27 protein-coding genes, 1 pseudogene and 1 riboswitch are annotated in these 19,920 nt (G+C 65.6%); of the genes and pseudogenes, 14 read left to right on the top strand and 14 right to left on the bottom strand.

Annotated features, from left to right (window positions below; translation table 11 throughout):
* Positions 1–89: 89 nt before the first annotated feature.
* From ASD67_RS02000 to ASD67_RS01985, 4 genes are read left to right on the top strand one after another with little or no spacing between them, the layout of a single operon-like run.
* Positions 90–716 carry a pyridoxamine 5'-phosphate oxidase family protein gene (locus ASD67_RS02000; RefSeq protein WP_056342461.1) on the top strand — a complete coding sequence of 209 codons (627 nt, stop codon included), beginning with the start codon at positions 90–92 and terminating at the stop codon, positions 714–716.
* Entirely contained in the window at positions 713–1,135 is a 423-nt protein-coding gene (locus ASD67_RS01995) for a VOC family protein (protein ID WP_056342457.1), read from the top strand. Before ASD67_RS02000 ends, ASD67_RS01995 begins: the two co-directional genes overlap by 4 nt.
* Positions 1,136–1,147: 12 nt before the next feature.
* Entirely contained in the window at positions 1,148–1,369 is a 222-nt protein-coding gene (locus ASD67_RS01990; RefSeq protein WP_056342454.1) for a tautomerase family protein, read from the top strand.
* The gene (locus ASD67_RS01985) at positions 1,366–1,824 is read left to right on the top strand and encodes a DMT family transporter (protein ID WP_056342451.1); all 459 of its coding nucleotides are present in this window, start codon (positions 1,366–1,368) and stop codon (positions 1,822–1,824) included. Before ASD67_RS01990 ends, ASD67_RS01985 begins: the two co-directional genes overlap by 4 nt.
* Here ASD67_RS01985 and ASD67_RS01980 read toward each other — a convergent pair.
* A complete protein-coding gene (locus ASD67_RS01980; RefSeq protein WP_235535532.1) occupies positions 1,821–2,276 on the bottom strand; it encodes a DUF6265 family protein in 456 nt (151 codons plus the stop codon). The two genes, ASD67_RS01985 and ASD67_RS01980, sit on opposite strands and share 4 nt — an antisense overlap.
* A gap of 98 nt (positions 2,277–2,374) precedes the next feature.
* On the opposite strand from ASD67_RS01980, the gene ASD67_RS01975 reads away from it, so the two are divergent.
* Complete coding sequence (locus ASD67_RS01975; RefSeq protein ID WP_056342448.1) at positions 2,375–3,061, top strand: helix-turn-helix domain-containing protein; 687 nt, start codon at positions 2,375–2,377, stop codon at positions 3,059–3,061.
* Here the strand turns inward: ASD67_RS01975 and ASD67_RS01970 are convergent.
* Together ASD67_RS01970 and ASD67_RS01965 are read right to left on the bottom strand one after the other, a co-directional pair.
* Complete coding sequence (locus tag ASD67_RS01970) at positions 3,058–3,336, bottom strand: hypothetical protein (protein ID WP_056342444.1); 279 nt, start codon at positions 3,334–3,336, stop codon at positions 3,058–3,060. The two genes, ASD67_RS01975 and ASD67_RS01970, sit on opposite strands and share 4 nt — an antisense overlap.
* On the bottom strand, positions 3,333–3,722 hold the full coding sequence (locus ASD67_RS01965) for a winged helix-turn-helix transcriptional regulator (RefSeq protein WP_056342442.1): 390 nt from the start codon (positions 3,720–3,722) through the stop codon (positions 3,333–3,335). The genes ASD67_RS01970 and ASD67_RS01965 overlap by 4 nt, the downstream gene beginning before the upstream one ends.
* Positions 3,723–3,829: 107 nt before the next feature.
* On the opposite strand from ASD67_RS01965, the gene ASD67_RS01960 reads away from it, so the two are divergent.
* Positions 3,830–4,432: a flavodoxin family protein gene (locus ASD67_RS01960; protein ID WP_056342439.1), complete on the top strand. Its 603-nt coding sequence runs from the start codon at positions 3,830–3,832 to the stop codon at positions 4,430–4,432.
* A gap of 48 nt (positions 4,433–4,480) precedes the next feature.
* Here ASD67_RS01960 and ASD67_RS01955 read toward each other — a convergent pair whose 3' ends face one another.
* The 5 genes from ASD67_RS01955 to ASD67_RS01935 form a co-directional block, all read right to left on the bottom strand.
* Entirely contained in the window at positions 4,481–4,810 is a 330-nt protein-coding gene (locus ASD67_RS01955; RefSeq protein WP_056342437.1) for a hypothetical protein, read from the bottom strand.
* A 104-nt stretch (positions 4,811–4,914) separates the two neighbouring features.
* Positions 4,915–5,214 (bottom strand): transcriptional regulator, encoded by a 300-nt coding sequence (locus ASD67_RS01950; RefSeq protein ID WP_056342434.1) that lies wholly within the window; start codon positions 5,212–5,214, stop codon positions 4,915–4,917.
* A gap of 2 nt (positions 5,215–5,216) precedes the next feature.
* Positions 5,217–5,663, bottom strand: a complete 447-nt coding sequence (locus tag ASD67_RS01945; protein ID WP_056342429.1) for a hypothetical protein — start codon at positions 5,661–5,663, stop codon at positions 5,217–5,219.
* A gap of 91 nt (positions 5,664–5,754) precedes the next feature.
* Positions 5,755–6,987 carry a cytochrome P450 gene (locus tag ASD67_RS01940; RefSeq protein WP_056342426.1) on the bottom strand — a complete coding sequence of 411 codons (1,233 nt, stop codon included), beginning with the start codon at positions 6,985–6,987 and terminating at the stop codon, positions 5,755–5,757.
* Positions 6,988–6,999: 12 nt separating this feature from the next.
* A complete protein-coding gene (locus tag ASD67_RS01935; RefSeq protein ID WP_056342424.1) occupies positions 7,000–7,719 on the bottom strand; it encodes a carboxypeptidase-like regulatory domain-containing protein in 720 nt (239 codons plus the stop codon).
* A gap of 193 nt (positions 7,720–7,912) precedes the next feature.
* Between ASD67_RS01935 and ASD67_RS01930 the strand changes: the two genes are divergently transcribed.
* The gene (locus ASD67_RS01930) at positions 7,913–8,353 is read left to right on the top strand and encodes a cupin domain-containing protein (RefSeq protein WP_056342929.1); all 441 of its coding nucleotides are present in this window, start codon (positions 7,913–7,915) and stop codon (positions 8,351–8,353) included.
* Positions 8,354–8,405: 52 nt separating this feature from the next.
* The gene (locus ASD67_RS01925) at positions 8,406–9,359 is read left to right on the top strand and encodes a hypothetical protein (RefSeq protein ID WP_056342422.1); all 954 of its coding nucleotides are present in this window, start codon (positions 8,406–8,408) and stop codon (positions 9,357–9,359) included.
* Here ASD67_RS01925 and ASD67_RS01920 read toward each other — a convergent pair.
* The gene (locus ASD67_RS01920; protein ID WP_056342420.1) at positions 9,356–10,513 is read right to left on the bottom strand and encodes a hypothetical protein; all 1,158 of its coding nucleotides are present in this window, start codon (positions 10,511–10,513) and stop codon (positions 9,356–9,358) included. The two genes, ASD67_RS01925 and ASD67_RS01920, sit on opposite strands and share 4 nt — an antisense overlap.
* Before the next feature lie 140 nt (positions 10,514–10,653).
* A riboswitch (TPP riboswitch) is annotated at positions 10,654–10,764 on the top strand.
* Between the two features lie 42 nt (positions 10,765–10,806).
* Here ASD67_RS01920 and thiC point away from each other — a divergent pair.
* The 4 genes from thiC (at position 10,807) to ASD67_RS01910 (ending at position 15,267) form a co-directional block, all read left to right on the top strand.
* On the top strand, positions 10,807–12,717 hold the full coding sequence (thiC, locus tag ASD67_RS01915) for a phosphomethylpyrimidine synthase ThiC (RefSeq protein WP_056342418.1): 1,911 nt from the start codon (positions 10,807–10,809) through the stop codon (positions 12,715–12,717).
* A gap of 114 nt (positions 12,718–12,831) precedes the next feature.
* Entirely contained in the window at positions 12,832–14,007 is a 1,176-nt protein-coding gene (locus ASD67_RS22520; protein WP_156377530.1) for an AAA family ATPase, read from the top strand.
* Positions 14,000–14,608: a DUF4276 family protein gene (locus ASD67_RS22515; RefSeq protein WP_082544767.1), complete on the top strand. Its 609-nt coding sequence runs from the start codon at positions 14,000–14,002 to the stop codon at positions 14,606–14,608. Before ASD67_RS22520 ends, ASD67_RS22515 begins: the two co-directional genes overlap by 8 nt.
* Before the next feature lie 131 nt (positions 14,609–14,739).
* Positions 14,740–15,267, top strand: coding sequence for a 2'-5' RNA ligase family protein (locus ASD67_RS01910; protein ID WP_082544766.1), 528 nt, complete (start codon positions 14,740–14,742; stop codon positions 15,265–15,267).
* Between the two features lie 23 nt (positions 15,268–15,290).
* On the opposite strand, the gene ASD67_RS01905 is transcribed toward ASD67_RS01910, so the two are convergent.
* Complete coding sequence (locus ASD67_RS01905; protein ID WP_056342412.1) at positions 15,291–15,692, bottom strand: hypothetical protein; 402 nt, start codon at positions 15,690–15,692, stop codon at positions 15,291–15,293.
* A gap of 118 nt (positions 15,693–15,810) precedes the next feature.
* Here ASD67_RS01905 and ASD67_RS01900 point away from each other — a divergent pair, with 118 nt between their 5' ends.
* Positions 15,811–16,164, top strand: coding sequence for a hypothetical protein (locus ASD67_RS01900; protein ID WP_056342409.1), 354 nt, complete (start codon positions 15,811–15,813; stop codon positions 16,162–16,164).
* A gap of 6 nt (positions 16,165–16,170) precedes the next feature.
* Here the strand turns inward: ASD67_RS01900 and ASD67_RS01895 are convergent, their stop codons facing one another.
* Positions 16,171–16,587, bottom strand: coding sequence for a hypothetical protein (locus tag ASD67_RS01895; protein WP_056342405.1), 417 nt, complete (start codon positions 16,585–16,587; stop codon positions 16,171–16,173).
* Between the two features lie 181 nt (positions 16,588–16,768).
* Between ASD67_RS01895 and ASD67_RS01890 the strand changes: the two genes are divergently transcribed.
* A complete protein-coding gene (locus tag ASD67_RS01890; protein ID WP_056342402.1) occupies positions 16,769–17,581 on the top strand; it encodes a ThuA domain-containing protein in 813 nt (270 codons plus the stop codon).
* Here ASD67_RS01890 and ASD67_RS23555 read toward each other — a convergent pair.
* The 3 genes and pseudogenes from ASD67_RS23555 to ASD67_RS01875 form a co-directional block, all read right to left on the bottom strand.
* Positions 17,578–18,420, bottom strand: a pseudogene (locus tag ASD67_RS23555) (arylamine N-acetyltransferase family protein). The gene ASD67_RS01890 and the pseudogene ASD67_RS23555 sit on opposite strands and share 4 nt — an antisense overlap.
* An 80-nt stretch (positions 18,421–18,500) precedes the next feature.
* On the bottom strand, positions 18,501–19,274 hold the full coding sequence (locus tag ASD67_RS01880; RefSeq protein WP_056342399.1) for a hypothetical protein: 774 nt from the start codon (positions 19,272–19,274) through the stop codon (positions 18,501–18,503).
* 71 nt (positions 19,275–19,345) lie between these two features.
* Positions 19,346–19,888 carry a hypothetical protein gene (locus ASD67_RS01875; protein ID WP_200937967.1) on the bottom strand — a complete coding sequence of 181 codons (543 nt, stop codon included), beginning with the start codon at positions 19,886–19,888 and terminating at the stop codon, positions 19,346–19,348.
* Positions 19,889–19,920 lie beyond the last annotated feature (32 nt).

Below are 19,920 nucleotides of genomic sequence, written 5' to 3'. Positions count from 1 at the left end.
TCCATTTTCCGGAATGAAGTTCTGCAATCTTCGCCGATTATCGCCATTCGGGCAATGACCTAGATCGGCGCGGCGAAAGGAGGCGACCGATGGCACGCAATTACCGGACCACCCTCTTCAACGAAGACGTCCGCAAGCTGCAGGAAATCCACGGCTCTCGCGCCGCCTATGCCAAGCTCGACGCCGGCGCCGACGGCACGCCCGATGCGCTGACCGACAAGGAAATCTCCTTCATGGCGCTGCGCGACAGCTTCTACATGGCCAGCGTCACCGCCGACGGCTGGCCCTATATGCAGCATCGCGGCGGCCCCGCCGGTTTCCTGCGGCATATCGAAGGCAACCGGGTCGGCTTCGCCGACTATCGCGGCAACAAGCAATATATCAGCACCGCCAATCTGCTGCACGACGACCGCGTCTCGCTGTTCCTGATGGACTATCCGAACAAGGACCGGCTGAAACTGATCGGTCATGCGCACAGCGTCGAGTTGGCCGACGATCCCGAACTGGTCACATCGCTGATGCCCACGGGCTATCGCGCGGTGCCCGAGCGCGCCTTCCTGATCGACGTCGTCGGCTGGGAATGGAATTGCTCGCAGCATATCACCCCGCGCTTCACCGAGGCCGAAATTTCGGCGGCGATCCAGCCGATGGCCGCCGAACTCAACCAGCTGCGCGCCGAAATCGCCGCGCTTCGCTCCGCAAAGGAAGAACAATGACGACAGCCTCGCCGCGCCCGCTCACCCGGGGCGCCCACCATATCGGCCTCGCGGTGCGCGACGTCGCCGCGGCGCGCGACTTCTTCGTCGACGCGCTCGGCTTCACGGTCGCCGCCGAACGCCCCGACTATCCCGCGATCTTCGTCTCCGACGGCACCATCTTGCTCACCCTGTGGCAGGTCGCGGACCCCGCATCGACGCCCCCCTTCGACCGCCGCGCCAATGTCGGCCTGCACCATCTCGCGCTGCAGGTCGCCGATCTGCCCACGCTGCGCACCGTCTTCGCACGCGTCGAGGGCCATCCCGGCGTCCGGATCGAATTCGACCCCGAACCGATCCGCGCAGGCGCGGCGACGCATCATTTCATCTGTGCGATGCCCGGCGGACTCCGTATCGAGTTCGCGACCCCGTTCGCCTGAAAGGAAGACGCCATGCCCACTGTGAACATCAAGATCACCCGCGAGGGCGCGACGCCCGAACAGAAAGCCGAACTGATCGCCGGCGTAACCGACCTGCTCCAGCGCGTCCTCGACAAAAACCCCGCGACCACCGTCGTCACGATCGACGAGGTCGAGCTCGAAAATTGGGGCATCGGCGGCCTGCCCGTCCGCGACTACCGCGCCGCGCAGGCGGCGAAGGCGGCCAAGCCATGACCGCGAACAACAGCGCCCCCGCCTTCGCGCTGATCATGCTGCTCACCGGCGTCGGCATCCCGATCCTCGCCGCGCTCAACGGCGGGCTCGGCACGCGGCTCGGCAGCCCGATGGCGGCGTCGATGATCCTGTTCGGCCTCGCCTTCCTGATCGCGACCGCGGGCGCGTTGATGACCGGCTCGGTCGGGCAGATCCGCTTCACGTCGGATATCCCGCCGCAATTCTACTTCGGCGGGCTGTTCGTCGCTTTCTATGTGATCGCGGTGACCTTCATCGCGCCCAAATTCGGGGTCGGCAACGCGATCTTCTTCGTCCTCGTCGGCCAGCTGGTCAGCGCCGCGACGATCGACCATTTCGGCCTGTTCGGCGCGATGCGCTCGGCGATCGACCTGAAGCGCGTCGCCGGCATCGGACTGATGGTCGCAGGGGTCTATCTGGCGCGCCGGACGGCCTAGCGCCGCCTGTAGGTCCAGCGCATCGCCTTCGACCCGTCGATCAGCGAGATCGTCGCGGTCAGCGTTTCGCCGTCGCGCGCATAGGTGATGCGCTGCGGATAATCATGCGCGGCATTTTCGAAGGTCGCATGCGCCGCGCCATGCTCGGCCAGCGCGAACGCCACCGCCGGGCCGCCACCGGGCCGCGCGATATAGGTCGGCGTGCCGTCGGTGCCCGGCTGCAGCATCAGGAATTCGAACGCCTGCGCCTTGTCGCCCGCCCCCGACAGGCTGTGGCCGATCATGACCCCGCCGCGCGGGTCCGACCAGCTTTCCTCGCTCCATTCATCGCCCGCGTCGCTGACCCACGCCCCCGCCATCCAGGCGAGATCGCCGACCGTGGCGGCCGGGGCCGAACCCGGGGCCGCCGCCATCAGCAACATCGCCGCCATCGCCGCCGTCATGCTTTTCATCATCGCTTCCTCCCCGCCGCAACTCGGCGCCGGCCCCGTCTGCCGCCGCCGCCGCCGCGCGTCTTGAACCGATGCGACAAAAAGCGTCTAAAGCGCGCATGGACTATCGCGAGTTCGCCCCGCCCCCCACGCTCGCCGGGCTGGTCAAGGCACGCTGGACGCTCGCGGGCGGCGGCGACCCCGACGCGTGGATCGCCCAGCAGGCGACCCCCGACGGCTGCATCGAGCTGATCCGCCGCACCCATGGCCGGTCGCGTTGGGACGGCGACCAGCCGGCGGATTTCGTTGTTGGGCTCGTCGACCGGCCGCAGGCGTTCACGATCAGCGGCGACGCCGCTTTCGAGGCGCTACGGCTCTGGCCCTGGGCCTGGACCGCGCTCGGCGGCGCCCCGCTCGCCGAGATCACCGGCCGGTGGCAAGCCTGTCCCGCCGCCGATTTTGAGGCCATCGAGCGGCGATTGTCCGCCGCCACAGACCTTGGCGTCCTCGGCCTCGCCATCGTCGGCGCGCCGACCGTCGCCGCGATGGGCGCCGCCACCGGCATGGCGCCGCGCGCGCTCCAGCGCTGGTTCGCGGCGCATGTCGGGGTGCCCCCGCGCGCCTATCTGCGCCTGCTGCGCTTCCAGAAAGCCTTCGAGACGCTCCCCGGCGAAACGAGCCTCGCGGGCCACGCCGCCGACGGTGGGTTCGCCGACCAGGCGCATATGGCGCGCGAATTTCGCGAACTGGCCGGGGTCCCCGCCCGACAGGCACGGGTGCGGGCGCGCGGGCCGTTCCTGCGCTAGGCGTCGGGGCCGCCCAACCGTTCCTTGTTGTGGCGCGTGCGCGCGACGATCACCCACAATAGCACCGCCCAGCCGATGCCGAGGCAGATCCATCCCCAGGTCTCGGTCGGCAGCGGCCCCAGCACCAGCGGCCCGCCGTTCTGCGGCCAGGCCCATAACCCCAGCGAGGCGAAGACGAAGATCAGGCCCAGCATGCGCGGGGCGCGGGCGATGCCGCGCAATTCGCTGCGATAGGCGGCGCGCGCGTCGGCATCGGACAGGTCGGGCCGGGTCATGCCGCCACCGCCAGCCGCGCCGCGAACGCCGCGCGCGCCGCCTGCACCGCGCCGAACTGGCGCTCGATCCATTCGAAAAAGGGCGTCATCGCGTCGCCGAGCGACACTCCGAGCGGGGTCAGATGATATTCGACATGCGGCGGCACCGTCATGAAATCGTGCCGCTCGACCAGCCCATTGGCCTCCAACGCCCGCAACGTCTGCGTCAGCATCTTCTGGCTGATCCCGCCGACCCGCCGTTTCAGCTCGCCGTTGCGGGTGTGGCCCTGCGCGATCACCAACAGGATCAGCAGGCTCCAGCGGTCGCCGACGAGGTCGAGAATCTCGCGCGACGGGCAATTCGCGTCGCACGGATCGACTTTGCCTACCCAGTCCGGAACAGTCATTTTGGCAGTTACCTCAAGGTGCGTACTTCACTTTTGGTTCCTACCCCATCATCTCCCGTTGCGCAAGCCGCCCGGACCCTCCCCGGCATCAGCAAAGGACGACAGACATGACCCAGGTAGCGATCATCCATCATTCGGGCTTCGGCCACACTGCGGTTCTCGCCGCCGACGTCGCACGCGGGGTCGAAGCCGCGGGCGCCACCCCGGTGCTGCTCGCGATCGAGCTCGGCCAGACGAACTTCGACGAATTTTTCGCCGTCGCCGCCGAATCGGACGCGCTCGTCTTCGGCACCCCGACCTATATGGGCACCGTTTCGGCGCCGATGAAGGCGTTCATGGACGCCAGCGCCGCTGTCTATTTCACCAAGCAGTGGAAGGACAAGCTCGCCGCCGCCTTCACCGTGTCGGGTTCGCCCTCGGGCGACAAGCTCAACACGCTGACCACCCTCGCCATCTTTGCGGCGCAGCATGCGATGCTGTGGATCGGCACCGGCCAGAATCCCGGCAACAACGACGACACCAGCGCCGCGACCGACGTCGAAAACCGCCTCGGCAGCTTCCTCGGCGCAATGGCGCAGGCGGCGAACGACAGCGCCGAGGTCACCCCCAAAGCCGGCGACCGCGCCACCGCCCATTCGCTCGGCCGGCGCGTCGCCGCGGCCGCCGCCCGCTGGCAGGCGGGCGCGCGCGAAAGCGTCGCCGCGGCGTGATCGCGACGCGACCCGCGCGCCGCTCGATCGGCGGCGCGCGGGCGGCGGTCACATCTTGTGCGCGGGCGCCGGCGCGGCCTTTGCCGCGACCGCGCGATGCGGCGCGGCGCTATGCTTCGCGGCAACGCGATGTTTCGCGACATGATGCTTCGCGGCGTGGTGCTTCACGGCGTGATGCTTCGCCGCGACGCGATGCTTGGCTGCGGCATGATGCCTCGCCGGCGCGCGATGCGCGGCGACGGCATGGCCTTCGCGTTGCATGCAATTGTCGGTCACCGACTTCGAGCAAAAAGGTGTCGCATTCTGCGCGGTTGCGGCCGTGCCCGACAGCGCCAACAGGGCTGCCGCACCGATTGCCGCGAGTTTGGTCATCTGCATGATAAGCCTTCCTTCATCCTGTGGAGAGGGTGGCATCTATCGCACAGCCATCATGGCGGCAGCGCGTCCGTAACATTACAATCCTGCAATGGAGCCGGCGGCGGCTAGTCGGCGGCCGCCGGCAAATGGGCGACGATCGCGCGCAGCGCCGCGACGTGGCGGTCCAGCGCCTTTCCGCCTTCGCGGGTCAGCGAGGCCCAAGTGCGTTGCCGCCCGCCCTCGGACGCCTTCTTCAGCCGGACATAGCCGGCATCGCTCAGCGCCGAGAGATGCTTCGACAGCACCGAATCGCTGACCTTGACCAGTTCGCGCAACCTGGCGAATTCCATGTCGCTGACCGTGCTGAGCAACGCCGCGATCTGCAGCCGCGCCGGCGCGTGCAGCAGCATGTCGATGCCGTCCATCGTCACGCGCCCTTCAACAGTTCGCGGTCATAGACGCGCGTCCACCACAGGCTCATCGCCAGCGCCACGACAAAGGCGAAGCCCGCGATCCCCAACTTCACGAGCAAGCCGAGACCATAGGATCGCGCGTAAATCTCGCCGCCCATCGCGCCGAGCATCAGCACGAGCAGCAGGGTCGTGACCGACAACGTGCGACCCTTGCGATAGCCGTTGACGAAAATGCCGTACCGTTTGCGATCGTCGGTGACGAGCCAGGCGACCGCCGCCATCGGGAACACCAGCAAAAGCAACGACCATGGTTGGCCAACGCCCTGCCCCAGCACCAGCGCCGCCATCACCGCGGCAAAGGCGGCGTGCCGCCACAACGGGTATTTCGGCCCGCTGCGCGCCAGTTCGCGCCGCGCCTCGGCCATCGAGTCGAGCGCCGCCTGGGCTTCGATCGGGTTCATCACACGCCTCCTTCACTTTCCAATACGGAAAGCAATAGGCATCACTTTCCGATTCGGCAAGTTATAATTTTCCAACCTGGAAAGTGATGCCTCAGCCGGGCACGATCCGCACCGGCATATGGACGAATCCGTGCAGGAAGGGGCTCGCCAGCCGCTCGGCCTCGCCCTGCGGCTCGATCCGGATACCGCGGTCGACGATCTCCTCGATCAGCGTGCAGAGCTGGATCTCGGCGAGCCGCGCCCCCACGCAACGATGGATGCCGTGCCCGAACGCGACATGCCGCCGCGCATTGTCGCGGCGCACGTCGAAGCGCTCGGCGTCGGGAAACACGCTCTCGTCGCGGTTCGCCGAGATGTACCAGAGGATGACCTTCTCGCCCTTGCGAAGCTGCTGCCCGCCCAGCTCGACATCTTCGGTGCAGGTGCGCCGCATATGCGTCACCGGCGATTGCCAGCGGATGATCTCCTGCGCCGCATTGGGGATCAGCGACGCGTCGGCGCGCAGCCGGTCGAGCTCGCCCGGATAACGATCCAGCGCCTCGACCAGCCCGCTCATCGAATTGCGCGTCGTGTCGTTGCCGCCGACGATCAGCAGCGCGATATTGGCGAGCCGCTCCATCGGGTTCAGGCTGCCCATCGCCTCGCTGTGCACCATCCGCGACAGCAAATCGTCGCTCGGCGGCATCGCCTTGCGCTTGGCGAATTCGGCGTCGAAGCGCGCGAGCATCGCGGTCATCTCGGCCATCCACTGCGCGCGATATTCCTCGGTCGCGGTCTCGGGCGAGACATTGCCGCCATAGTCCGACCAGCGCTTGAGGTCGTGCCGCTCTTCCCACGGGAAATCGAACAATATGCACAACATCCCGATCGTCAGCGGCACCGACACGCTTTCGACCCAGTCGAACGTCTCGCCCACCGGCAGCGCGTCGAACAATTCGCGCGTGCGCTGGCGCACCACCTTCTCGCGTTCGGCCATCTGGCTCGGGTTGAAGGCGGGGGCGATCACCTTGCGCTGCGCGGTGTGAACCGGCGGGTCGGCGGCGATGAAGTTGGGCAGGTTCGATTGCGGCGGCGGGTCGGCGATGACGATATTGCCATTCTCCCACGACGAGGAAAAGACCGTCGGGTTGAGCTCGACCGCCTGCACCAGCGCATGGCTGACCACCGACCAGTAACCGCCATAGGGACTGTCGGGACACCAACTCACCGGCATCGCGGCGCGCAAATGGGCAAAGGGCTCGCGCCATGTGTCGTCCGTATAGAGCGCGAGGTCGCTGACATCGACCGGCGCGATCGCCCGCGCGTCTTCGAGTACCGAAGCCATATCTCTCTCCCTTTATGTTTTTCGGTCCGACCCTAACCGTATCGACTCCAACCGCAAGTCGGCGCATCCGCCCGGCGCCAGGTCGAAACCGTCGGCGCGCTGATAGGTGTAGAGGCTGAAGCGGCTCGTCCAGCCGGGGTCGGCAACCTCCGCGGTCCATCGCCCCGGCGCGGCGCGGAGCAGCGCCTTGCCCGCCGCATCGGTGCGCACGGTCCGCTCGCGCTCGCCGCCCGCATGACGCAGCCGCACGCGAACCCCGCGCATCGCATCGCCCTGTTCGTTCGCGACGAGCAGCGCGATCGTGCCGGGGCCGCGCCGCGGCTTCGCGGCGAGCGCGCGCACCTCGGCTTCGACCGCCGCGCCCCCGCCATTCGGATCGCTCCCGCCGATCGTCAACCGACCGTTCTCGCGCGTCAGGAACAGGATGTTGCGCCGTCCATCGTCGGGCGTCCCGCGCCCGCTGTCGTTCGGCGTATAAATGCGGACGCGTGCCGGGACCGACCCCTTGTAGCGCCGCTCGACGCGCAGCGCCCAGCTCACCCAATCCCAGCCGACCCGCTCATCGGAGAGATGGCCGACAACCACCGCATCGGCGCTCGAAAAGGCCGCGCACACCCGCGGCGCGGGCGTCGCAACGATCGCCGACGACGGCACGGCGAGCGATGCCATCGCGAGCGCGGTGACCGGAGCCAGCACGCGCCACCTGACACCGGGTTTCGACAAGCCAATCATCGCACCAGCTCCCGCCGCCCGCTCGGCGCGGGTCTCGCGAAGGCGACTATGCCACGCTTGCCGAACGAGTCCAGCACACCCACGGTCGCGGCCCGTTTCGNNNGTGCCTTTGTGCCTTTGTGTGAGATTATCCTTGTCTCACACAGAGGCACAAAGGCACGACGAAGACGACCGAATATTTGACGGAGACATGATGACCGACCCCCGCGCCCTTATCGCCAAGCTCAACCTCGCCCTGCATCCCGAGGGCGGCTGGTACCGCGAGACATGGCGCGGCCCGCCGGGTCCCGACGGACGCGCGAGCGGCAGCGCGATCCATTTCCTCCTCGAAGCCGGACAAAGCTCGCACTGGCACAAGGTCGATGCCGAGGAAATCTGGCTGTGGCATGCGGGATCGTCGCTCACCCTGTCGCTCGCCGCGACCGACGCCGACACCCCCGCCCTCCACCGCCTCGGCCCCGACCCGCTCGCGGGCGAACAACCACAGATCCGCATCCCCGCGCACCACTGGCAGGCCGCTTTCGCCCCGCACGGCTGGGCGCTGGTCAGCTGCCTCGTCGTCCCCGGCTTCGACTTCGCCGGCTTCACGCTGGCCCCGACGGGCTGGGCACCGGGCTCAGCGCCGGCCGGCTGACATGTGACGGCAGGCACAGCATCGGGCACCGCAAGACGATAGCAGGGCGGCGATGCGCCAGCGCCTGCCCCTCGCCTTCGCCGTCCCGCTGCTCATCGGCGCCGCCCAGCCCGCCGCCGCGCCCGAAGCATGCGACGACGCCCGCGAAAACGGCATCCACATCGCGCCGCTCCCGATCGTCGACATCGCCCGCGACCCGATTCCGATTGCCGACCATATGCCCGTCGCGCACGAGGTCGTGCAGATCGCGACCGAGGGCTGGCTGCTCGGCAGCGCGCTGCGCGTCCCCGGCCCCGAGCGCCTCGTCTATCCGGCGGGCACCCCGCTCGATCCCGACCATGGGCGCGCGCCGGGCGAACTCTGCCTGCCACTCGCGCGGCCGCCCTTCGGCCTAATCCCCGATCCCGAACGGCGCGGCCCCGGCGCCTATGTCCAGCCCTGCCTCGCCGACATGGACGGCGACGGCGCCTATGAGCGGATCGATATCTTCGCGGGGGACAGCGCAATGCATGTCCCGACGCGGCGGCTCATACGCTCCGAAACCCTCGCCGTGCCGCAGTCGCTCGTCGCCGACCCGCTCGGCCTCGCCGCCAGCCGCCGCTATGTCCACCGCGAGGTCACCGCCTATGTCGATGGTCCCGTCGCGGCGGGGACCATCGTCCGCCTGCGCATCGCCCACGCCTTTCAGGATCAGGACCGCTACGATCCCGCGGGCGCCCCCACGAGCAGCTTCGTCGCGGGTGCCGACGGGACAAGCGTCTACCGCCTCGTCCCCGGCCCCCCGCATCCCGTTTCGATGACCGGCAACGGCTATTATGGCGCCGCGAACGCCCCCGACGCGACCATCGTCATCGCCGACGGCGCCGAGGTCATGGTCGGCGGCCTCAAATTCCGCATCGACCATTATGGCCACGGCTGGACGATCGAGCCCCAGGCGACCCGCTTCCCGCCTTGGGTCCATTATGGCTGCGACGGGCGGAGCGTCGAACTGGGCGGGCTGCGCTAGGGCGGCGCAGCGCCCGGCGCATTGGCCGCATCGGCGTTCGCGTCGGCAGCCGCCTCGGGATTGGCCTGCGCCGCGGCGTCCGCAGCCGCCTTGGCCTGCGCCGCGGCTTCGGCCTCCACCTTGGCCTTGTCGCCGTAAAAATGCGTCGCGCGGTCCGAAAGCCATTTGGCGACCCGGTCGGAGAACATGCCCGCGAGCACCCCAATCGCGCTGAACGCCTGGTAGTTGGCGGTGCCGTCAGCGAAGCTGTTGGTCGACCCGAGCACCGCGGCGCCGCCACCGACGACGACGAACACGCACACCGCGATCAGCCCGCCCAGCAGGATGCGCTCGCCATAATTGCCGCCGGGCGTCGTAATGCCAAGGTCGTTGTTGGGATAGACCGCCAGCACCAAGGTCACCAGCAGCGCCCCGAACAGGCCCGAAAAAAAGGACAGGATGATCTGCAACAGCGAGGGCGGCAAGGGCACCAACAGGCCGCCGCCGAGCATAAGCGAATCGCGCAGCACCGCGATCGAGGAGAAGGGCGCGCGCAGCGCCTTGACCGCCTCCTCGGCCTTGTCGGCGCGGCCGAGATATTGATCGACCTCCTCCAGCGCCTTCATAGCGTCGTCGCGCGCGACCCTTGTTTCGAGCCATGTCTTGCTCGCCGCCAGCAACGCCTCCTTGCCCTTCAACACCAGCTCGGCTTCACGCCGCAACGCCGGCGACACACCCGGCTCGTTCGCGCAGCTCTCCATCCGGGTCAGAGCCATGCGCACGGCCGAAACGCTCAATTTGTCGCCGCGCGTGATGTCGCATATACCAGCCCTCGCGAGCTCGGTGAGCACCGATTGGAGCGGCTCCTCAAGCCCGAAATAATGATCGTTGGCCGCAATATAGGCCTTCTCGCTCTTGCGAAATTCGATGGCCAGCCTCTCGCGTTCGGCACGCTTCTTCGCCGCCGCCTTCCGCTTTCCGTCGGCGTCGGCGAGCAGCGCATAGCCCGAGGCATAATCGACATTGTCGACCTTGGCGGCCTTCAGCCGCACCCCGACCTCGGACTGCGCCGACGCCGTCATCAGCACGATGACGAACATGTAGGCGAGCAGCGCCGCGACGAGCAGCCGCGCCGCACCCGCCATCAGCCGTTTCGACCGTTCTTCCGCTTCCATCGCGCGCCCTCCCCCGAGAAATGCCTCGGCGCGAATGTCCCACCTCGCGCCGCCGCCAACAAGATGACCGCTCGGTTTCGGATCAATCTGTCCGCCGCCCTTTTCCGTTGTTGGCAATCGCCCGGCCGGGACCTATAACCGCGCCATCCCCGGGGAGCCTGTGTGCAGCAACAGGTTGAGAGCGGAACATCCCGCGACCCGTCGAACCTGATCCCGGTAATACGGGCGGAGGGAGGGTCGGCGTTCCACTCGCGGAATCCGTTCTCGCTCCGATCACAACGGAGCGACTGCACATGGCCGACATCGACGCGAAATTCGAAACCCCCACACCTATCGGCGTCACCACCGGCCCGATCCGCGGCAGCCGCAAGATCCACGTCGCGACCCAGACCGGCAGCGGCATCCGCGTCGCGATGCGCGAGATCGACCTCGACCCGCATTCGGGCGAGCCCCCCGTCCGCGTCTATGACACGTCGGGCCCCTACACCGACGCCAATGCCACGATCGACATCAACGCCGGCCTGCCCGAGATCCGCGCCGACTGGATCCGCGGCCGCGGCGACGTCGAGGAGGTCACCCAGCGCGAGGTGCGCCCCGAGGATAACGGCCAGCTCGGCCCGGATCGCTCTGGAGGAGTCCCCGCCTTCCCCAACGTCCGCCGCCAGGTCCTCCGCGCCAAGCCGGGGCAGAACGTCAGCCAGATGCACTATGCCCGCCGCGGCATCATCACCCCCGAGATGGAATATGTCGCCGAGCGCGAAAATCTCGGCCGCGCGCGCCTCGCCGAATATAAGCGCGACGGCGAAAGCTTCGGCGCCAGCATCCCCGATTACGTCACCCCCGAATTCGTCCGCGACGAGGTCGCGCGCGGCCGCGCGATCATCCCCAGCAACATCAACCACCCCGAAAGCGAGCCGATGGCGATCGGCCGCAACTTCCTCGTCAAGATCAACGCCAATATCGGCAACAGCGCGGTCGCATCCGACGTCGCGGCCGAGGTCGACAAGATGGTCTGGTCGATCCGCTGGGGCGCCGACACCGTCATGGACCTGTCCACGGGGCGCAACATCCACGACACGCGCGAATGGATCATCCGCAATTCGCCCGTCCCGATCGGCACCGTCCCCATCTATCAGGCGCTCGAGAAAGTCGGCGGCATCGCCGAGGACCTGACCTGGGAAATCTTCGCCGACACGTTGATCGAACAGGCCGAACAGGGCGTCGACTATTTCACCATCCACGCCGGGGTCCGCCTGCCTTACGTGCCCCTTGCGGCCAAGCGCATGACCGGCATCGTGTCGCGCGGCGGCAGCATCATGGCGAAATGGTGCCTCGCGCATCACAAGGAAAGCTTCCTCTACGAACGCTTCGACGAGATTACCGAGATCATGAAGGCCTATGACGTCGCCTACAGCCTCGGCGACGGCCTCCGCCCCGGCAGCATCTATGACGCGAACGACGAGGCGCAATTCGCCGAGCTCTACACGCTCGGCGAGCTCACCAAGCGCGCCTGGGCGCAGGATGTGCAGGTGATGATCGAGGGGCCGGGCCACGTCCCGATGCACAAGATCAAGGAGAATATGGAAAAGCAGCTCGAAGCGTGCGGCGAGGCGCCCTTCTACACGCTCGGGCCGCTCACCACCGACATCGCGCCGGGTTACGACCATATCACCAGCGGCATCGGCGCCGCGCAGATCGGCTGGTATGGCACCGCGATGCTTTGCTACGTCACCCCCAAGGAGCATCTCGGCCTGCCCGACCGCGACGATGTGAAGGTCGGCGTCGTCACCTACAAGCTCGCCGCCCACGCCGCCGACCTCGCCAAGGGCCACCCTGCCGCACAGGTCCGCGACGACGCGCTATCGAAAGCGCGCTTCGAATTCCGCTGGCGCGACCAGTTCAACCTGTCGCTCGACCCCGATACGGCGGAGCAGTACCACGATCAGACCTTGCCGGCCGAGGGCGCTAAGACCGCCCATTTCTGCAGCATGTGCGGCCCGAAATTCTGCTCGATGAAGATCAGCCAGGAAGTGCGCGAGTTCGCGGCCAAGCAGAACCAGCCCGCCGAAAACTTCCTCGCCGCCGAGGAAGCCGAAAAGCTTGTGCCGAGCGAAGTCGAGGCAGGCATGGCCGAGATGAGCGAGCTGTTCAAGGAAACGGGGAGCGAGCTTTATATGGGCGCGGGTGGCAGGGAGCATGATTGAGCCACACTTTAAGATATCGCATCAGAGCGCAGTAGACCCAGTGGAATTTACGTGTTCCAATAGCTGAGCGACTCAAGCGGCGTTGGCGCTCTAGCTTCAATTTTGGACAACAGCATGATCACAGAACTTGAGGTAAGTCACTACAAGTCCATCGGCGATGCCAAGCTAAAGCTGGATAATATCAATGTATTTGTTGGTAAGAATGGTAGCGGAAAAAGCAATATTGTTGATTCCATATCTTTCCTAAATGACATTGTTAGCGAAGATATTGATTACGCCATAACTCGGCGCCACGGTTCAGATAGTGTTCGTCAGTGGACAAAATTCAAACCGTATAACGTATCTTTGCAAGTTCGCATTAGCAACTCAGACGGATACGGACTGTATAAACTAACATTTTCTTCATCAAGAAATTCATACAAGATTTGGGAAGAAGTTATTGAATGGCACGGGAAGGACATGTTCAACAGTGGTCCATTCATAACTAATATCATACGAGACAAATCCGGAAATATTGGGATAATATCTAGCTATAGTGATAAGGACATCGATTTTGATGCTATACGATCTATAAAAATAGATGGCTCGGTGTCCATTTTGTCCTCCAGAATCCGAGAGCTATCAAAGATATCTTGGATAGTTGGGAGCCTAATTGCTGAGCTTCGTTCCGTCGCTACTTTTAGTATATTCCCCAATACAATCAGAGCACCACAGGTGGTCTCTAGAGCGCGAGATCTTCACCATGATGGGGGAAACATCGCATCGATACTCAAGCAACTTCCAGCAGACAACCGACGAAAAATTATAAAAGCTCTTCGGGTTGTGATGCCGCAGCTGGAAAACGTATTAGTTAGATCAGCCGCCGGATATTATGTGCCAGTGTTTTCCGTGAGGGAGGACGGGCAAAAAGGTGGTCACGATTTGAATATGTCCCAAATTTCGGACGGGACACTACGTATACTAGGGATACTAACAGCATTCTTTCAGCCGCACGCCCCCTCAAAGATAATAATTGAAGAGCCAGAGCAAATGATACATCCGGCCCTTTTGATAGTTATCCGAGATGCTATTGTTGATTTTGTTAGCAGAAATAAAAATACTCAAGTTTTTGTGACAACTCACAGCGCCACATTTATGGACTTATTTGATATTTCTTCTGTCGTAGCAGTTGAGTATAACGGCTCCTCTACCATTTGCGGTCCAGTGTCTGAAAGGCAGAAGAAGGTGGTGCAGAGCGGCTTGATGACGTTGGGCGATGTGCTCTTAGCCGAGGAAATCGAAATTGCCTGAGACGGTGCTGGTTGTGGAGGGCCAAGGGGATGTGGCCGCCTTTCCACACTTGGTCGGTAAGATTGGCGCGTGGCTCGGAATGCCACTTTTTGTCACTAAACCAATTCGTTGCGGCGGCTGGGGCTCAATTAGAAAGCCCGGCGGCCTCGAAAGATGGACCACCCTCGCCGCCAGTCGGGAGGATTGCACGAGGGTCGTCTTTGTTGTCGATTTGGACGACGGATGCCCTGTTGAAGAGCGCGCCATCATTCTAGAACGGGTAGCCGCCCTCGAAGCGTTGCATGGGATAGAAATTCTGATCGCATTCTGTATAAGAGAATACGAATCTTGGTTACTATATAGCTTAGATAAAATATCAGAAAACGATGCCAGCCTTTCTGACTTGGATACCTCATGCTGCCACATGAACAATAGTGCAATAAGGGACGCAAAGGGGAAGCTTCGGGCGCTTCTCCCGGATGGATACAGCGAAAGCTCCGATCAACATCTTCTAACCAAAATGATAGACATCAAATCGCTCTACGAGCGATGCAGGTCCTTCAAGAAGTTTGTTAAATGTGTCTCATCATTAGATTATGATACGCTCGAAGCTGCATTGTAATCTAAATTCGGCGCTAGACAACTTCGTCCTAGTAGAGAAAGTGCGGTGGCATTTTTCTAGGTACTCAAGTTTCAGGCCGTACCGCCAGCCAGCAGTCGGCCTCACCCCCACCCCATGCTACACTCCCACCCATGCGCGCCCGAAACCCCCTCTACGTCATGGCCAAGCCGCCGCCGGAGGTGCAGGCGGCGATCGCCGCGCTGCCGCGCAACGATCCCGGACGCGGCCCCGACCTCCTCCATGTCACGCTCATCTCGCTCTACGACCTGCACTATGCGCCGCCCGAGTGGCTGCCCGCGACCATCGCCGCGCTGGACGGCTTCGCCGCGGCCCCCTTCCCGCTCCACTTCGACCGGATCGAGAACCGCAAGGCGGTGACGCTGCGCACCCGCGAGCCGCTGGCCGAGGCGCGGGCGTTCCAGAAGGCGCTGGTCAATCATCTGCTGCGCGAAAAGGCGCCGATCATGGACGGCACCACCCCCGAACCGCACATCACGATCAACTATCGCGGCGACCGGCTGGGGTCTCAGACATTGGGCGCGCTAAAGTTGCCGCCGATCGGCTGGACGGTCGACGAGATCATCCTGACCGAAAGCATCGTCGGCAAGACCACCCATGTCGAACATGGCCGCTGGCCGCTTGGCGAGGGTGCAGGGTGATCGATGCCTGCACGACGGGGCGCCTACTTCGCCCGGACGTAGGTCACGATCGCCGTCCCGTTCAGCTTGAATGTCCCGCCGTCGACCTTGATGCCCTTGGCGCCCACCTTCATTGCTGCCTTGACCTGCGGGGTCAGCATTTCCTTGCGGATGGCGTCGATATCGAAACCATATTTGCGCTCGATGTAGCGGAGCACCGCGTGGTCGGTGACATAGGGTTCGGCGGTCAGCTTGTCGTGCCGCTGTTCCAGCAGCGCGATCTCGCTCGCCATCAGGCTCGCTTGCCGGTCAATCGCGCCGGTTCGTTCGCGAACCTGCGCTTGCTCGGTCCGCAGCTTCTTCATCTCGATGACAAGCTCGTTGATACGCTCGCGGCATTCCGAAAGCGACAATTCGTCGGGTATCGAAACCGTGCTTTTCGCCATATATCCCCTGCTCCCGCCCCGCCGATCTTATGACACGGCCGATAGTGGGGGAACCCTTCCGGAATTGCCAGTCGTCACCCCGCAGCCTATCCTTGCCGCTCCACGCAAAGGCTGTCCCATGTCGCACCCCTCGAACATCGTCCATTGCGCCGGCCCCGCCGACCCGCACGCGCTCGACGGGATTTCGCGGCGCCACCGCAGCGGCGACCTCGACAACCTGTGCCCGGTCTGCGCCGGTTACGGCCAGTGGAACACGCAGATCGACCTCGTCAGCCACCGCTCGATCCGCCACGCCTGCCCCAAATGCGACGGGCGCGGCTGGATCGAGACCGGCGACGACATGGTCCCTTCGCCCGACATCATCCGCGACCCCGGCGCCCCGCCGCGCTGGACGGTGCGGCTCGACGCGTCCGACGACCGTGAGGGCGACGACCGTGAGGGCGACGACCGTGAGGGCGACGACCGCGAATAGGCGGGGTCAGCTCTCGTCCACGACGGCGACCGCCGGCCGCCAGCGCCAGATCAGCAGCAGCAGCGCGGTCAGGATGAAGATCGCGAAGCCCGACAGCATCCACGCGTTGACATACCATTGCTCGCCCCAGCTGAATTCGCCGCCCATGATCTTCGCCCAGCCGCGAAAATGCTGCGTGCAGGCGACCGCGAGGCCGAACAAAGCGAAGATCGCCGACAAATATCGCACCAGCCAATGCGCCGGGTTGGGCAGGATCAGCAGCAGCCCCAGCACGCCGATCATCGTGCGCTGCACCCGGCAATAGGGGCAGTGATAGACAAGGTCGGTCAGGTCGACCGTCCAGGTCAGGATCGACAGCAGGATCGCCGCCAATCCCACGGCGCGGCGATGCCGCAACAAGATATCCGGCAGATCGTTCAGCATGATAGTCTCCCCCTTAGGCCCGGCATCCCCCACCCAGACCCCGGCGTCAAGCCGGGCGGGTTCCACGATCTGGCACGCCCGGCCCCGCCCCGGCGCCGCGATGAATAGCAATGCACGCGCCGCGCCCCCTCGCCGCACGCGCCAAAGCGTGTAAGCTGCGCAAAAATACGGGAGAGTGCCGATGATCGCCGCCTGGCTCGCCGCCGCGCTGCTGCTGGTCCTGCAAGCCGCGCCTGCCGCCCCCGACCCGCGCCGCCCGGCGCCGACCCTCGACAGCGTGCCCCCCGCCGTCCCCGAGCTCACGCGCCCTGCGGTGCTGATCGTCAGCAAGACCAACGGCTATCGCCACGACAGCATCGCAGAGGCGGTGCCCGCGATCGAAGGCCTCGCCAAGGCGCGCGGCTGGAGCAGCTTCGCGACCGAAAATGCCGCGGTGTTCAACCCGCGCGACCTTGCGAAATTCGACGTCATCGTCTTCGCCAACGCCAGCGGCGACATCACCACCCCCGACCAGCGCGCCGCCTTCCAGGCCTTTCTCGCGCGCGGCGGCGGCTTCGTCGGGCTGCACAGCGCGGGCGACGGCAGCCATCCGGGCTGGTTCGTGCGGATGCGCGGCAACGGTAATTTCACTGGCCACCCCGGCGGCGCCGACCAGTTCCAGGCCGCCGACATCGTGGCGCTCGACCGCACCCACCCCGCGACACGCGCGCTGCCGGCGCGCTGGCGCTGGACCGACGAATATTACAGCTGGGACGCCGAACCCGCCGCCGACGCGCATATCCTCGCGCGGCTCGACGAAGCGACGCTCCGCCTCGAACCCCAATATCGCATGGGCCGCCACGCGCTGATCTGGTGGCGCTGCGAAGGTCGCGCGCGCATCTTCTATTCGGCGCTCGGCCACCAGGCCGAGGCGTGGAGCGACCCCGCGCACCTCGCCATGCTCGACGGCGCGATCGGCTGGGCAGCGCGGCAGGACGGGACGGGCTGCGGCTAGGCCGGCTCGACCACTTCGACCGCCGCCGCGCGCTCGATCGCCGCGCGCCAGCCCGGCTCGACCGCCAGCCCGAAATGCTCCGACAGCGCCGCCGCGATTCCGTCCGCCGACAGGATATGCTGCTCGGCCTCGTGGCCCGGCCGGCGGATCGTCAGCCGGTTGTTGCCCAGCGCGTAACGCGCCTCGACCGTCGTTCGCGCGACCATCAGCTGGTGGGTGAAATGCGACGCCGGGTGCGTCGCGGTGTACCAGTTGCCGACTTCATAATCGATCGCGGGCGGCGCATGATGCTCGAAGTCGTAGAGCGCGGTCCAGGTCCCGCCAAGGTCGGCCTCGAGCCGCGACACCGCGCCCATCGCCGCGATGCGATAGCGCTCGTGCGGCGTCGGCTGGACCTCTGCGGTGTCCATCGCGAGCGGCCCCAGCGGCACCGCCGATCCGAAACCGACGTCGACCAGCCACGCCTACCCGTCCAGCATCACGCGCGTCATCTGGTGGGTGCGCGGGGTCGGCGGGGCGTCGTCGGGCAGCATCCAGCGCACCCGCGCGATCCGGCCCTCGGCATCGAAACCGATCGCGCGCAGCACGCGCAGGAACAGGCTGTTCTGTTCGAAACAATAGCCGCCGCGCCCGCCATCGATCAGCTTGGCATCGACCGCCGCGGGATCGAGGTCGACCCCCTTGCCGGTCAGCGGGTCGAGCGCCTCGAACGGGATCGCCGCGATATGCGCCGCCTGCAGCGCCGCGAGCACCTCCCATGTCGGCACGAGCGGGCCGGCATAGCCGATGCGCGCGCAGTAACGCGGCAGGTCGACGGCGGCTGGAACATCATGGGGCATTGAAAAATCTCCGGTCGGCGAATCGGGGACCCGCCTTATGAAAGCTCAACCCCGGTTGAGATCAAGCGCCGATCGCGCCGCTATTTCTTGACCCGCCATTCGCGCATATAGGTCGATTGCTCGCCATATTTCTTGCCGTGCGCCACCGCCTGCTCGGCGAGTTCCTCGGCCGTCGAGGCACGCGCACGATCCTGTTTGATCAGGGTATCGCGGCGGATCGGGATCAGCTGCGCGATCGGCGTCCCCGCGGGCAGCACATGCTCGCCGACCGGCCCGGTCCAGGCGAAGGGCAGGTTCACCGTCGTGTCGAAACGGTCGCAGTCGACGAAGCCCGAAAAACAGGTGAAGGGCAGGTCGGGGCGGCTCAGCGGCTGGACGAACAGCACCGAATAGCCGCCCGGCACCTTGATCCGCCAGGGATTGATGAACTTCAGCGGCATCACGCTTTCGAACGGCGGTTCGGGCGCCCCGATCTGGCCCGGATGATGCTGTTCGAGCGGCGCAAACGGCACCCCCTCGGCCCAGCCCATCTGGATCGACACCCGGTCCTCGGGCACGACGATCAGCACGTCGAAGGGCAGCGGAATCACGAATCCCAGCGAAAAGGCGTCGGTCATCGGCAGGCACGCCTTGGCGGTCATCGCCGGCAGCCCGTTTTCATAGCTCATGCCCATTTCGCGGTTCAGCCGCTTGAACCAGTCGGGCGCAAAGCGGATCGCGCGTTCGGGCGGCGGGATCTTGCCGGCAAGTTCGGGATCGCAGAGGAATTCGATCACCGGCGCCGCGCTATCCGCCGCCGGCGCGACCGCCGGCTCCATCCCGCCGATGCCAAAGCTTATCTTATATCCGCTCATCGCCCCGTCCTTCGGCACCACCGTGTCGCAAAAGCCGCGCGCTGACAATCGTCCACACCCGCCGCGCCGCCTCAATAGACGTTGCGTTCGCTCCGCAGTGTCGCCTCGCCATTCTTCCAGTCGATCTCGGCCGCGGGTTCATCGGGGCCGTCGGGCGCGAACAGTTCATAGACCACGCCGCCATCGGCCTGCGTGCTTTCGATCACCCGCGCCGGCGCGAACCGATCGGGCGCGACATCGGCCGCCGCGCGCACCGCGGGGGGGACGTCGGACCAGGCGATGTCGCGCTGGATTTCGACGACGCGATAGGCGCCATTTTCCTCGATCACGTCGATTTCGATATCGCTGCCGTCGTCGCGCGATCCTTCGACGTCGTAAAAGACCATGCCGCCGCGTGCCTTGCGCGTCGCGCCCGCGATCGTCATGTCGGGCACGCGCGACAGCACCGCGGCGCGCACCCCTTCGGGCAGGCTCGCGGCATCGATCGCGGTCGTCTCGGCAACCGGGCCATCGGGCAGCACCGCCTTCCCGTTCGCCGGCGGCGGCTCGGATGCGCCGCCGCATCCCGCCAGCCCGAGCATCAACCCCGCCATCACCCACCGACCACGCCGCATCATGTCACTCCCGTCATTGCGTGCGCCCTCCT

Origin of the sequence: Sphingopyxis sp. Root1497, assembly GCF_001427085.1 — a bacterium.
GTDB lineage: Bacteria > Pseudomonadota > Alphaproteobacteria > Sphingomonadales > Sphingomonadaceae > Sphingopyxis.
This window is presented reverse-complemented; position numbering and strand designations above follow the sequence as displayed.